Genomic DNA, 15,040 nt, shown 5'->3' with positions numbered 1-15,040 from the left:
ATAGCGCGAAACACACGCGACTTACAGCAATAAAGCATGTATGATAGTCAACATGAGTACAGTTACTAACATCAATGAAGATGCAGTCGCAGTTCCAGTCCGACAGGACGTATTAGCTGCGGTGAGCAATGCAGAATATTACAATCCACATGAGGTTCTTGGAGGTCACCTTGGAACTGGCAAAGGTGCCGACACTGTAACCGTCCGCGTATTGCGCCCTATGGCAAAGAAAGTTGTTATTCTTACTAAGAACGGTGAATACGAAGCTAAACACGAATATAACGGCATCTTTACAGCTGTTATTCCTGCAGTAAAGCATACAAAAACAAAGTCTTGGTCTGTTCCTAGTTATCGCGTTTACACTGTGGAAATAGACGGTTCTGAGTCCACAGATGATGATCCTTACCGTTATTTGCCTCAAGTTGGCGAACTTGACATGTACTTATTTGGAGAAGGTCGTCATGAGCGTCTTTGGGAAGCATTAGGCGCACACGTCAAAACGATAACAGATTCATGGGGACTTATATCTCCTGAAACTGGAAAGATGGTAAAGAAAGTTACTGGTACTGCTTTCTCAGTGTGGGCACCAAATGCTCGTGCAGTACGCGTAGTTGGTAACTTTAATTACTGGAATGGTCGTCGCCACGCTATGCGTTCACTCGGCTCTTCTGGCATTTGGGAACTTTTTATTCCAGGAGTTACAGCAGGAGAAGTATATAAGTACGAAATTCTTACACAATCTGGCAATTGGATTATGAAAGCCGATCCAATGGAGCGCTCTCATGAAGTTCCACCAAACACAGGATCTGTTGTTGTTGATTCTGAGTTTAAGTGGCACGATACTGATTGGATGGATGAGCGCGCAAAAACAGATGCTCACAATGGTCCAATAAGCATTTACGAAGTACAAGCTAACAGCTGGAATCGCGATTTGGGTAATTATCGCGAACTTGCTGATCATTTAGTTGATTATGTGCAAAGAGAAGGCTTTACTCACGTCGAGTTTATGCCGTTGACACAATATCCATTCTCTGGATCTTGGGGATATCAAGTAACGGGTTATTATGCAGTAGATTCTCGCCTTGGCTCCCCTGATGACTTTAAGTACTTGGTAGATAAACTCCACAAAGCAGGCATTGGCGTCATTATGGATTGGGTTCCAGCTCACTTCCCTAAGGATGACTTTGCACTCGGTCGTTTTGATGGCACAGCATTATATGAGGATCCTGATCCTATGCGAGGTGAGCATCCTGATTGGGGTACTTACATCTTCAACTTTGGTCGTCATGAAGTTCGTAACTTCTTGGTTGCTAATGCTTGCTTCTGGCTTGATGAATACCATGTTGACGCGTTACGCGTTGATGCAGTATCCTCAATGCTTTACTTGGATTACAGCCGTGAAGCAGGACAGTGGAGACCAAACATCTACGGCGGACGCGAAAATCTTGAAGCAATTGACTTCATTAAGGAAGCAAACGCAACTGCATATAAGAATAATCCTGGCATCATGATGATTGCTGAGGAATCCACTGCTTATCAAGGCGTAACTGCACCAACCGATATGGGCGGCTTAGGATTCGGCTTGAAGTGGAATATGGGCTGGATGCACGACACTTTGCAATATCTTAAAGAGGAACCAATTAATCGTCGTTGGCATCATAACGAAATTACATTCTCAATGGTTTATGCATACTCTGAGCATTATGTGTTGCCATTAAGCCACGATGAAGTTGTGTACGGTAAGGGTTCGTTACTTGGAAAGATGCCAGGAGACGAATGGCAACAGTTCGCAGGATTGCGAGCATTGCTTGCATACCAGTGGTCTCATCCAGGCAAGAACCTTCTGTTCATGGGTGGAGAAATTGGACAGTCCAGCGAATGGAACTTCAATACTTCGCTTAACTGGAATGAGCTGCAATGGCCGTTCCATCAAGGTGTGCAAAAGCTTGTTGCAGATTTGAATACTCTATATAAGAGCTCTCGTGCATTCTGGAGTCAAGACTTTACTCCTGATGGTTTCCAGTGGCTTACAAGCGACGATTCCGATCACAATACTTTAAGCTACATGCGTATTGGCGACGACGGAGAAGAAATCGTTGTAGTAGTAAACTTCTCAGGTCAAGCTTGGCAAGACTATCAGGTTGCGTTACCAAAAGGCGGACAGTGGGAAGAGATACTCACAACTGATGATGCAAAGTATTGCGGATCTAATATTCACAACGGCACATTCACTGCTACTGCTGAAGAGTATCATTCTCGACCATACTCTGCAAGAATCACTGTTCCAGCGTTAGGTGCGGTATTCTTGAAGCCAGTACAACACTGAAAGGTCTTTTTAAAATATGCTAAACGCTCCATCAGCTGGCGTAAATGCTCGTACAATTCTCGTTGTTGAGGATGAGCCAGATCTTGCTACAGCAATTGCACAACGCATTACTGCACAAGGCTGGAGAGCAAGAGTCGCTACAGATGGAGCGTCTGCTGTTAGAGCTGCCGAACAACTAAAACCTGATCTCATAATTATGGATATTATGCTTCCTATTATGGATGGGATTGAAGCAACTCGACGAATTATCTCCAAAATGCCTGTTCCTATCCTCATGTTAACAGCACGCGACGCAGAAGCCGATAAAATTGTTGGCTTAAGCGCAGGCGCAGATGATTACATGACTAAACCATTTTCGCCACGTGAGTTAATTGCTCGTTGCGCAGCATTGCTGAGACGCGTAGAACGCGCATCGCAAATAGCAAAGACAATGGAACATGAACGCACAATTAATTTTGGGTCACTTATTATTAGACCTCGTCAAAGACTTGTAACTTTAAACGACAAAGAGGTACATTTTACACCAACTGAGTTTGACTTGCTCGCTACTCTAGCTCGTCATCCTCATACTGTATTTAAGCGTGAAAAGTTACTTGAAGAGGTGTGGGATTGGCCGGATGCTTCTGGAACTCGCACAGTAGATTCACACATTAAGTCTTTGAGACATAAAATTGGATCGGAATGGATTCGTACTGTACACGGAATAGGATACGCATTCGAGCCACCTATTAGTGATTACGACAAAGTTCTGCAATCACAAGTTTCATAAATAATTACTACTTTCATAAATAGTAAATAATTACAACACTTTAGCTTCGGAAAATTCGTAAATGGTATTAGAAAATAAAATAGATAATGCTAATTCTGAGCAATATAAAAATACTAAACAACGTAATTTATTAAATAAAAACTCAAATGCTCAACTTAAAAATAAGTCAAAAATGCGATTTACGAATTCTTCTGTAAAGCATAATTATCCAAATCGACCTGTCGGATTTTTTTCATCTCTAAAAATTGAACTTTCGGCAATTATTGTTTTTGCAACAGCAATTGCTTTCGTAATGGCATGGTTTTTACTTAAAACTGGTCTAAATGGCTGGATTGCAATGCCATTAACACTTATTGTTGCTCTGGGAATTACATACATTTTTTCTAGAGGACTTACAGCACCACTTCGTCAAATGAAAAATGCTGCAGAAGCTATGGCTGACGGAGACTATTCTGTGCGAGTTGCTGTAGAAAATCGTCGTGACGAAGTAGGTAAGTTAACTCTTGCATTTAATGAAATGGCAGAAGAACTTGAACATGCAGATCAAATGCGTAGAGAGCTTATAGCAAACGTAAGCCATGAATTGCGCACTCCTGTTTCTGCTTTACAAGCGATGCTTGAAAATCTTGCAGACGGAGTTGTTGATCCTACTCCATCTAATATGGAAGCTATATTAAACCAAACTCATAGACTTGCTGATCTTATTACTTTCCTTCTTGATTTATCTAGAGTTGAAGCAGGCGCGGAAAGCCTTAATATAACTTCATTTAATTTCACAGACTTTATTGACGAAATTATCGAACCACTAGAAATAGCTGATTCAGGTCATAATCATAATATTGAAGTTCAAATTAATGATGAGATTGAATTAACAGGAGATCAAGCTCGCCTTTCGCAACTTTTTACTAATATTATTTCTAACGCTCTAAAACATTCAGATGATGGAACTCGTGTTCTTATAAGTGCTCATATTAATCACAGCCAAAACTCTGTAATATGCAATGTTGTGAATTTTGGAGAACAAATTCCTCAAGAAGATCGCGCCGATATTTTCAGAAGATTTGTTAAAGGAAATCAGCGAATTGGCACAGAATCAGGAGGAACAGGATTAGGATTATCAATTGCTCGTTGGGCTGCACAATTGCACCATGGAACTGTAAAAGTAGTAGACGATAAACGCGGTCCGAACTTTGAAATTGCGCTTCCGCTAAACTATAGCAATACAATAGCAAACTAACATTCGTAATCTGCTGTACGATCATCCTTATTGCATACACATGCTAAAGAAAAGCATGCTAAAACAGTAATTCCACTACTCTGTAAAGTTGAAACGCAGCTATTCATAGTTGAGCCAGTAGTTACAATATCATCCAATACAATAGCTTTGTACTCGCGTTGATTTTCAAACTTTTGCTTTCTCAATTCTTTAAAATCGATGCTAAATGCCTTAGAAATTCTGTTAGACCTTCCGCGAAAACCGGAAGTTTGCACTGATTTCGCAGTAATTCTAACATCCATACTTACAATATCTAAAACGTATGCTCTAATGCCACTATTACACAATCGTTTAGCAACACAATTTGCAACAGGCAACATATGCTTACGTCCACGATGCCTTGATGAATGCTTAGACGACGGGACTGGTATAACAAATATAGGTTTTTCACTTATATAACAAGAATGCGAGCGCAAAAATTTAGATATAACTTCTACTACTAAATCGCCAATAAGTTCACCAAATATTTTGTCACATGCAATATCGAAATGATCCTTCCACAATAATATTGAGCGGCGAACAACCGTAGAATACGAACCACACGCGTAGCGATATCCACATACTGTTCTGGCAAATGGTGCACGTTTCCAGCATTGCAACGCTTTCTTGCAGTTTTCACACAATATATAATCTGGAGTATCACAGCCTGCACATGCGCGAGGCAAAAATAAATTAAATAAAGCAATCGCTACATTCTTCCAACTAGCAAAAGGCCAATTTATAAAATCAACATCCTTGTTTTCACATACACCACAAGGTACAGATGCGTGACATGCTAATCCCCCATGAGATGTCACGCTTCTATACTTCTTTTTGTTTTGGTGGTTTATAACCTTGCGTCTCCCAACCATAATGACAGCATATGCGATAGCTTATTGGCTATGCAAATAAAAAATGTTATTGTGGATAAAAGGTATCTTAAAATGAAAAATTAATAAAATTCTATATTTCTAAAATATTAAGTACCTTATTACAAAGCTCTAAGGTATCCGAAGGATTACTTACTTTAACAACTAACGCTCCTGTAAAGGCAGTAGGATAATCGTTTCCTCCAGGATACATACGATCGCCAATAAAAGTAATTTTTTCAATATTAAAATCACAATATTGAGATAGCATTCGCAAAGCTTGAGCTTTATCGTCACCGCGCCTGTATATATCGATGCTAGTATCTCCTCCAGCGCGTACAGCAAAATTAGGTAAAGCTTGAGAAATGCTTTGTGCAAGTTGAGCTTTCAAACAACCGCTAGGATCCCAAGTTTTTTTATATTCAATAGGAGCTAGTTGTCCTAGTGCCGAAAAAGTAATTTGACTACCGCGGTTCTCTATCTGTTCTCCCCACAGCATTGGATCGCCGGGTTCTTTCCAAACGCCCATATTTTTTGCACACTTGTGTATTGCATCAATAACGCATTGCGCTTGCTTAAAATCGATAGTATGTTCATAAACACATTGCAATGACATGTCATTATTCACACGATAATAACTAGTTCCATTAGTAGGCATTATGTGAATATTTTTAAGATTAGTGCCAGTAGTTAGCATATCTAAAATTTGCTTCTTAACTAACTCTAAGCAGCCACCTGTTATTACAGCAACAGGAATTATATCAATCAGCTTACTTAATGATTCAGCCATCGATTTAAGCATAGGTTTTTTAGAACATGCCAGTGTGTTATCTAAATCAAAAGCAATAAGAGACGATTCAGCAATGCTCAAGTCAAGATTAAACTCATTCCAATCATGCACTATTGGTTTGAGCATTACAAATCCTCCTGACTTTTAAAACCATATATACAGTATTCTATAGTGTGAGCGTATTTCACACACCGCATATTAATTATTTACATATTATTGCCCTAGCCTTCTCGTAAAGTGGAAGCATGACAGGTCTAATTTGGGAAGAACGTCACTATAGAAATAGGCATGGTAGAGGTCTTAGGGCACCAATATTTGGTACTCGCCTGCCACAATATAGAACCGCTAGCGGAATGTTCGATGCTATGGTAGCGGCTCAAATTAGACGTCTTAACAGTGCTTGGAGAGCATTAACTAAAGACGTTCAATTTGCAGTAGAAGATGTGCCACCTTCACAACCACTGTTATGGGAACAAAACCGCAGAATACTTTCACAAGCGTTTCCAGCTAGCCGTGGTATGCAATCTAGAATTGTATTGTATAGGCTTCCGCTATGCACTCATGTAAGCAGCAGAAGTGAACTTCAATATGCTATCAGAGATGAGCTTGTGCAACGCTTAGCAGAACTATACGGTCGCAGACCAGAAGAAATTGATCCAGATTGGGGTCTGTAAACAATTTTTAAATTAATTAAAATTATCAAGTATTTTAATTAATTTATAGTCGCTTATAGCAATATTTTTATTCGTATTATTGCACAATATGATTGTCAGTTTTAACGTATACCTTCATTTCTTGCGGCTCCAAAGATTGCGCAGAAAGCCAAGAAATACCTGCTATACCAGCCTTATCGATTTCATCTTTATGAATACGGGCAGACAAAGAAACTTTGCTATGCGATTTCGCAATAAACATAACTACATCGTGCGAAATGTCTGAAACAGGAATTCTTAAAGATGCATTCGCAGGAATCGTTACGTTTTTTGTAGCAGCTAATACACCATTTAAATCAAATCCTTGCAAACGCACAGAAGTATCTTTATCACTTGAAGAAGAAAGGTATAGAGCTGTTTCATTAGCAGAAACAGGTGAAACAATTGCGCCACTACCTTGCACGCTAGATGGTGTAATAAAAGCTACATCTGATTGATTATCTTTGCCATCTTTAGTAATAGACATCATTACTTGAGTAGGAACATCTCCACTTACGCTCAAAGCATTAACATGCTCTGGAACTTTTCCAAGATCGACAACTTGCAAATGGTGCGCTTTTAACGTCAAATTCTTTACTTCTTTAGAACCTGTATCATTCATCCATGAAAGTGTTACATTACCATCTTTATTTGGCCATACATATAACTTAGATTGATCGCCTTCACTAATACCTGAAAGAATATTTGTATTAGATTGAGTGCTTAATTCATGAACAATATCTACACCTTTTACAGATAAGCCACTCATATGAACGACTTTTACAAATGATGCTATAGGTGTCTGTTCGCTTTCAACTTGCACGTATAATCCAGAAGTCTTAGGAGAAGCAGCAGCAAGATCAAAATATGCGTGAGAACGAGCAGGAACAGTAAAAGCACTTCCTGTAGAAAGATTTAACTGATTGTTGCCATGTTCTGCAGACCAAGCTTTAACACGAACAACAGTAGATTTTGAAGCAGCATTAAATGCTTCTAAACGAATAGAAATTCCATCAGCAGATTCTGGAACTAGGAATGTCTGTTTCATAGACGGCATGGAACAGGTAGTTGCAGATAAACCTTTTACGTCACCTTTAGTAGCCCATGAAACCATGGAAGCAGATATTCCAGTGCCAGATCCAACTCGTGACAAATGTCCTTCTAGAACTTGAGCGTCATGATTTACATTATTGTTAGCAATAAAAGCTGACGTATCATCATCAGTTGATTTTGAATTCAACGTAATAGATTGATCATTGTTATCTCGTATGTTACGCAAGCTAGAACTATACACATCTCCAAAAGCACCATAACGAGCAGAAGATTGTAAATCGCCTTCTGATTCGTTATATTCGCTATCACCATATTGAGTCAAATCTGGAAGAGACAATCGAATAGGACAAATAGTTTGCAAACGAGTAGAACCAACACTACTTATAACGCCACTAGATGGAGTATTAGGATTATCTACAAAGTGAGGCATTGGTAGGCATAATGCAACAACACATGCAGAAGCAATAAGTATTATTGCACTAAAAATAGCAAGTGAGACAATACTGACTATTTTGTTCTTGCGATTAATATCTACATCTGCATTTACTTCACCATGCTTAGAGCCCTCATGAGGATTTTTATGCCAGTTCATCTAATTCCTCCTCATGCCTGTCATCTGAACGTTCTATCATTGCATGTCTGCCAAATCGAGGCACGGCAACAATACAGTACAGCAGTAATACCATAGAAGAAACAATAATCCAAGGAACTCTCCACGCAAGAGGCCTAGATCGATAATACGGAGATGTAGAAGACAACGACTTAGAATCAGGCACACCATCAAATCTGCAATAAGTTCCTTGCGGTGATGAAACAACCAATTGTGTACCGTCAGAAGCGTTAACGTGTGCAATTAATTGTTCAGTAGCTTCTTTGTTAATATTACTCACAGTTTGCACAGAAGGATGTAACAATTGTTGTATTGACATAGAAGTTTTATGGGAAACCTGCTTATTTTCTGAACTATTAACAATATAAATACCACCAATTCCAAGTTGCTTTAACGTTGAAATTGCGCCATTATCTGCATGAGATAACAACTGTGCTGAGGCACGATATATTGCTTTATTGCTTGATGAATCACCAAACATTACTTGTCTAACACGAAGTGCTGGAGATTCGTCTATTGCATCTCCCTTAGATGTTCGCATAATAGAGATTGACAAATCATGGCTACTTTGAGCTCTTAAAGCAAGTATTCGCCGAGTATCGTCTTTTCGCAAATAATCAGAAACAACCATAGGGAGCTCATTGTTATTTGCGCAAATAGATGTAGCAGGTCCGCTCAATACAGCAAAAAGACCCAAAAGAACCGCCATAGTCAACATGCTACTTGCAAGAACAGCGCGTGCTATGCGAATTATGCGCTGCAACAATTGTGCCGCAGAACGACGCATTGCAGCACGTCTACTTGCACGAGTTTTATAGTTATCAAAAATTTGAGACTCAGATTCCTTCGAAGTACGTAGTGGCTCAAAGCGTCGAACAGCTTGACCGGCAACCATGCACATACAAGATAAAATGCCGACAGTAGATAATGCGACTCCAGGCAAAACGCTTGCAGCAACAGGTCCTGAAATATCGGATGCAACTACAACACGAGCGGCAATAAGAGATAACAGCATTCCGGAAATAATCACAACCCACATCATTCGAGAAACTCGCAAAGCAAAAGGCAAAGTTAATGACGTAACAGCCATAACAACAGCTAGAATTGCAAAAATTACCATTATTATTGTTCTTAAGCTCATCAATGGCATATTAATTTCAACATTAGGAGAAGCCATATTAAAAGCGTGCAACAAAACATCAGCGTAATCGCTTACGCGTGGAGCACCTTGCACACTTCTCAATGGCAAAGCCATACTAGAGAACAATTGACGCCACATTCCAGATTCGCCATATCTAATAGCACTTCCTATTGTAGGAAGCAAAACAATTATCGATGGTATAGGCATAAGCGCGAACATAATACGATGAGAGCGCACCATAATAAACGACGCAATAAAAATAACAATAAGAGACAAAACAAGCTGCGGTTCTGCAGCTACTGGAACCATAAAGCATAATGCTGCGCATGCTGCACATTGAGTGGATTGAACAGGACGCACAGGATCTTCTGTTACGTACATTCCAACAGCATGGAACGCAAAAGCAAATGCTGCAGGCAAAAATGCCATAGTCATTAACATTGGCAAATCACCGCGTGCAAACAAACCAAAAGCAATAGCAATCATAGTCCAGCAAATACCAGCGCATACACGCACAGTATCCGAGCGCGTAAATACGCCAGCAAGAGCCCAAAAACTTAAACACATAGCTGGAGCAGCTAAGAAGAACATTAATGTGACAGCCAATAACGGGTTAGCACCAACCACAATTGATGCGATTGCCCAAATACTTAGCCATGGTGCTGGAGGAATTGCAGGTCCAAAACCATCATCAGGAACCCATGCACCAATAGCAGAATTCCATAGTTGATTGAAATCTGCACCCGTTGGTAACCATTGCTGTGCATTCCAAGAAGCGCCACTTAAAATTTCACGCCATGGAGAGCCATATAAATTCAATATGACTGCAAAAAGAAGAAGAGATGCAAGAATAACAGCACTCCACCTACGCAACACTCGAATATGCAAATGCCGCTTCGCTAGAGGACTTAACAGCACGAAATGCTGTTGAGCTTGGAAAGCAGAACTACGATCACGCCAACGTGCAACTTGATGACGATCTGCGATAAGAGGAACAAGTCGTTTTAAGGGAACACGAGTATTCCTTGCAACCCTTCTGCGAGCAAAAACTGCTCTAGGTAATTGCATAATAGCAAGCCATGGCAAAAGCAGACGAATCCACGCTATATAAGGATGTTTAGCAAACAGCGAATGCAAAGCGCCAACGAAACAAGCAGGCAAACTAAGAATCCATATAAGAGGCCACAAAAAAATACTAATATCAGTGTATTTGTAACGCTGCTTAGCTACGAGAGAAGCTGCTACACCATACTTAGATCCTGAATTATTATGATTTCTAGCATCACCGTTACGAGTACGGATACCTTCTAACCTTGCACGCCTGTGTGCGATACGAGCTGAAGGAACTACAACAACACGACCTCCAGATAGACATACTCTACGACAAAAATCTCTTGATTCGCCAAAAGTTGTCATCCATGGTTGCGTACCGCGTAAAGTCTGCCATGCAGTTAATGTGACTAAAGCACCTGCTAGCGATACTGCATACACATCTCCACGCCCATCATACTGTTCTTGATCTGGCTCGCCGTCAACAGTAAGAGTATGAACACCGTGACGCCAAGCATACATTCCAACGTTGTGCAAGATATTTCCTTGCCAATCAACTTGTTTAGCTCCCAATACTGATGCAGTCGGAGTATTGTGCCAAGTTTCACGCAAATATTCTAAGCAATGGAAGTCTGCAGGACGAGAATCATCATGCAAAAGCCATAATGCAGAAACTCCTGCACAAGGCAAAATCTTGCGCAAAGATTTTTCTATTGCATCTCCAAAAGAATGAGCATAAGAAATGGGAATAATAATTATGTGTACAGATTTATTTTCACTATTGTTTACGCGAGTATTATTTACGCGATTAGTATTTGGTCTATATTTTGAATCGCTATCAATTGCATTATTGGAATCGATATTATTAGCATTCTGCAATAATGATTTCCTAGTATTAATTGCTCCCGCAAGCTTAGATGAATTAATTTTTATTTGTAAATTCGTTTGCATAGTCTGCTTTACTCGACTAGCACAATCGACTATTACTAAAGTTCCAGGAAGAATTGATTGACTTAGTACTGCATGTAACGTATCAGCATAAAAACGAGTATCTCGCTCCACACACATCATTGCCATAATGGACGAATCCACATCATGAGGATGCGCATCTTTCGCAGATGACAGCACCTGTAAAACTTCGTCTTCAAATGTAAGATTATGAGCGGTTATCGAATCCATACTTACCAGTTTACGCAGGGGGTATGTATCCGCCAAAACACAAGTCGTAATTCTAAATAAATTTATACATATTTTATTAATTATTTTTGCTCATATTAACCAGTATGCTTCATATAAATTTAATTAGAATATTTGCGTAAACTTATTAAAATTTTCTTTAAAATATCAAATAATATTCAACACAACCAGATGTCATAAATCTCACTGCAGCATGCTATAATTACACGCTATATGTGTCCATTGAATATTGATTTATTTGATGACAAAAGAAATGATATTGCCACAACCTAAAAGGTTACTCATTATTGAGAAAGAAGGTACGATGACAACTTCACGGTATCCTGAAGGCATGCGGTACCAACCAGGCGAAGATTGGAACTCAACTCCTCATCATAGTCTTGGTTATAGAATGATTAACCGCACGCGCAAGATACTGTGCATGTTTGTTATTTCAGTACTTACATTCTTTTCAACAATCATAGCTGCAGTGTGGTTAGATTTTTCTTCTGCTGTAAGTAACAGAGTCATAAACGTTATATCTAAAGATCCAGAAGCTAATCAAACACTTGATATTAACGCAGGCAAACCAGTAACTTTTCTTGTTTTAGGTCAAGATTCTCGAGATGGGAATAATCAGAGCTTTACACATGACGGCGAAACTGGTGATCATCAGTCAGATACTACTATGGTAGTTCAAATTAGCGCAGATAGATCATACATGAATATCGTTTCTATTCCACGAGATTCTATGGTAAACGCACCAGCATGCGACACTACAAAAGGACATATTCCTGCAAGAAAACATGTGATGTTTAATTCAATTTTCGCCTTAGGATATGCGCAAGGTGGAGATTTAGCTTCAGCAGCATCATGCTCGTTAAAAGCTGTTAATTCACTTACCGGTTTAAATATTCATCATTTTATAGTCGCTGATTTCAGTGGATTAAGCAATATGATTGATGCAGTTGGTGGAGTATCTGTGTGCATCCCAACAGCAACTCGCGATGCCTATACGGGCGTGAATTTCAAACAAGGAATGCAGCATCTTAATGGTCGACTTGCTACTCAATACGCTAGAATGCGCCACGATACAGCAAGCGATGGCTCTGACATAATGCGAACAACAAGACAGCAATACTTGATTAAACAGCTTTTACATCAAGCACTATCTAAAAACTTATTTACTCAGACAAGTGAGCTTTACCAGCTTGCAAAAGCATCGTTGGGAGCATTGAATATAAGTGAAGGCTTGGCCAATCCTACCACTTTGGTCGGTTTGGCATTAAGCATGCGTAAATTAGATTCTTCACATATTTATGCTCGTACTACTCCTGTTATTCCAGATCCTTATGATCCAAATCGTGTTGTGTGGTCTGATGAAGCAAACAATATTTGGGATTTGATGCGTGAAAATAAACCGCTATCGCTAAATCATAAAACTAACGGCACTAACAAAAAGAATGCCAATAATTCGTCTAAGAATACGAATAATCAAGACAATGAAGATACGGATGACGATAACAATATAAACGAAAACGACAAGCTTAATAAAACTACAGATCCAAAGAAGATGGGACGTGTTGATCCAAAAACAGGATTAATAAAAAATTCTCAAGGACAACTTATTGATCCAAATACTGGAGGAATTGTAAATCCTGAAAATGGAACTATTCACAATCCACAAACAGGACAATACGTTGGCTTTGCAGACAAGTATGCAAACAATGTACTTTGCGCTGTGCCTAGAAAAAAATAAACACTTAAGCAAGATGTAATCTATGAATATATAATGTACGAACATAAAATTTATATATTATGTATTCATAGTCATTGAAGATACATGCTTATTTTGGAGGATGAATGAATTCGAGATTGTATGAGGACCCTTCTGAAGATAATATAAACCCACCTATCTTCACTCCTTCTCATAATAACGATTCATCTAACTCGAACGTGCCTCCTAGTTTCACTCCAAAACGCGTAAAAAGAGGCAAAATAGAGTCTAATGCACTTCCATCACAAGCGCCGTCTTTTGCGCCTACAACTCAAAGAACAAGAATCTTAAAAAGTCCAGAACAATGTTCTTCTAGACCTGTTTCTTACACATCGCAATTGCAACCAAGACCAGCACCGCGCACAAGTTCTATTTCACAAATGCGTATTCCAACAACTATAAATAAAGCAGTTGGAAGTACAGCAAAAATACTACCGCACAAACCGCACAGAATTTTACATGCATTTATTGCATTTTTTGTTGTTCTGGCAATAGGTGTAACTGGTTTTGGGGTATATTCATGGAACTGGGTTGACTCAAGAATTAACCGCACTACTTGGCTTACTAGTACTCCTAGCACTCAAGGCAAAGCATGGCTTATTCTTGGTTCTGATCAACGAGAAGGCGAAGAAGCTAAAGAGATAACAGGATTTAGAACAGATACTATTCTTGTATTGACAAAGCCGAGCAATGGTCACAGCTCTCTAATTTCTATTCCTCGAGATTCTCTTGTTTCTTTAAATGGCGAACAAGTAAAAATTAATAGCGTTGCGCAAGCAGCTGGAAATAAAGCATTAACAGCAGCAATAGAAAAAATTACAGGTCATCGCATTGACCATGTTGCAGAAATACGTTTTGGCGGTCTTACTAATGTTGTTAACGCTATAGATGGCATTGATTTATGCTACAACCGTACAGTAAGCGATAAGTTTAGCGGGTTAAATTGGACTTCTGGATGCCATCACGTTGATGGGAATACAGCGTTGGCATTTTCGCGAATGCGATACGCAGATCCAGAATCTGATTTTGGACGAGCTGCACGTCAACGAATGGTTATTGCAGCTATTATGAAAAAAGCATTAGATCACAATACCTTATTGAATTTTGGAAAAGTAAAAAAACTTGCTGAAACGGGACTTGCTTCAGTTATTTTTGACGAGAAAACCAATCCAGGAACATTATGGGAAATGGCTCAAGCATTCAAAGAAGCAACTGGGCCGTCAGGCATATCTGGAACAATATATTGGACGAATCCTGATTATCAAGTTCCAGGAGTTGGTTCATCCGTGCTTCTCGATGATGCTAAAAACTTAGATTTATTCAACCAACTTGCATCAGGAACTCATAAACCTGGATCAGTTGGAACTCTTGCAGAGCAACAATAATTTCGAAGTATTGTTGTGTAAACAACACTTCAATTAGATACCACAACTTAGAAAGCACTAAACTCGTATCTTTTAACCACAATCTTGCATAAGTATTGCACAAAAATCAAAAATATTGTCTCATACATTTATGAGTAACAAATCTAA

At 39.2% G+C, this 15,040-nt stretch carries 10 protein-coding genes; 6 read left to right on the top strand and 4 right to left on the bottom strand.

Features of this window, described 5'->3' with window-relative positions:
* The first annotated feature begins 52 nt into the window (after nt 1-52).
* From glgB to K9E37_RS06120, 3 genes are all read left to right on the top strand, one after another.
* On the top strand, nt 53-2,326 hold the full coding sequence (gene glgB / locus K9E37_RS06130) for a 1,4-alpha-glucan branching protein GlgB (RefSeq protein WP_033888684.1): 2,274 nt from the start codon (nt 53-55) through the stop codon (nt 2,324-2,326).
* Between the two features lie 16 nt (nt 2,327-2,342).
* The gene (locus K9E37_RS06125; RefSeq protein ID WP_102155265.1) at nt 2,343-3,095 is read left to right on the top strand and encodes a response regulator transcription factor; all 753 of its coding nucleotides are present in this window, start codon (nt 2,343-2,345) and stop codon (nt 3,093-3,095) included.
* A gap of 61 nt (nt 3,096-3,156) precedes the next feature.
* Nucleotides 3,157-4,332, top strand: a complete 1,176-nt coding sequence (locus K9E37_RS06120) for a sensor histidine kinase (protein ID WP_004110763.1) — start codon at nt 3,157-3,159, stop codon at nt 4,330-4,332.
* Here the strand turns inward: K9E37_RS06120 and K9E37_RS06115 are convergent.
* Nucleotides 4,329-5,222, bottom strand: coding sequence for a ComF family protein (locus K9E37_RS06115; RefSeq protein ID WP_338085947.1), 894 nt, complete (start codon nt 5,220-5,222; stop codon nt 4,329-4,331). The two genes, K9E37_RS06120 and K9E37_RS06115, sit on opposite strands and share 4 nt — an antisense overlap.
* Before the next feature lie 91 nt (nt 5,223-5,313).
* Complete coding sequence (locus K9E37_RS06110; RefSeq protein WP_248893263.1) at nt 5,314-6,135, bottom strand: HAD-IIB family hydrolase; 822 nt, start codon at nt 6,133-6,135, stop codon at nt 5,314-5,316.
* 119 nt (nt 6,136-6,254) lie between these two features.
* Between K9E37_RS06110 and K9E37_RS06105 the strand changes: the two genes are divergently transcribed.
* Nucleotides 6,255-6,683, top strand: coding sequence for a metallopeptidase family protein (locus tag K9E37_RS06105; protein ID WP_004119868.1), 429 nt, complete (start codon nt 6,255-6,257; stop codon nt 6,681-6,683).
* Between the two features lie 76 nt (nt 6,684-6,759).
* Here the strand turns inward: K9E37_RS06105 and K9E37_RS06100 are convergent, their stop codons facing one another.
* Nucleotides 6,760-8,346, bottom strand: a complete 1,587-nt coding sequence (locus K9E37_RS06100; protein ID WP_064340686.1) for a DUF5719 family protein — start codon at nt 8,344-8,346, stop codon at nt 6,760-6,762.
* Nucleotides 8,333-11,734 carry a glycosyltransferase family 2 protein gene (locus K9E37_RS06095; protein WP_248893261.1) on the bottom strand — a complete coding sequence of 1,134 codons (3,402 nt, stop codon included), beginning with the start codon at nt 11,732-11,734 and terminating at the stop codon, nt 8,333-8,335. The genes K9E37_RS06100 and K9E37_RS06095 overlap by 14 nt, the downstream gene beginning before the upstream one ends.
* Before the next feature lie 322 nt (nt 11,735-12,056).
* Here K9E37_RS06095 and K9E37_RS06090 point away from each other — a divergent pair, with 322 nt between their 5' ends.
* Together K9E37_RS06090 and K9E37_RS06085 are read left to right on the top strand one after the other, a co-directional pair.
* A complete protein-coding gene (locus K9E37_RS06090; RefSeq protein ID WP_041160486.1) occupies nt 12,057-13,490 on the top strand; it encodes an LCP family protein in 1,434 nt (477 codons plus the stop codon).
* 104 nt (nt 13,491-13,594) lie between these two features.
* On the top strand, nt 13,595-14,893 hold the full coding sequence (locus tag K9E37_RS06085) for an LCP family protein (protein WP_064621658.1): 1,299 nt from the start codon (nt 13,595-13,597) through the stop codon (nt 14,891-14,893).
* The last annotated feature ends 147 nt before the right edge of the window (nt 14,894-15,040 follow it).

This window comes from Gardnerella swidsinskii (genome assembly GCF_023277705.1).
GTDB classification, from domain to species: Bacteria; Actinomycetota; Actinomycetes; order Actinomycetales; family Bifidobacteriaceae; genus Bifidobacterium; species Bifidobacterium swidsinskii.
This window is presented reverse-complemented; position numbering and strand designations above follow the sequence as displayed.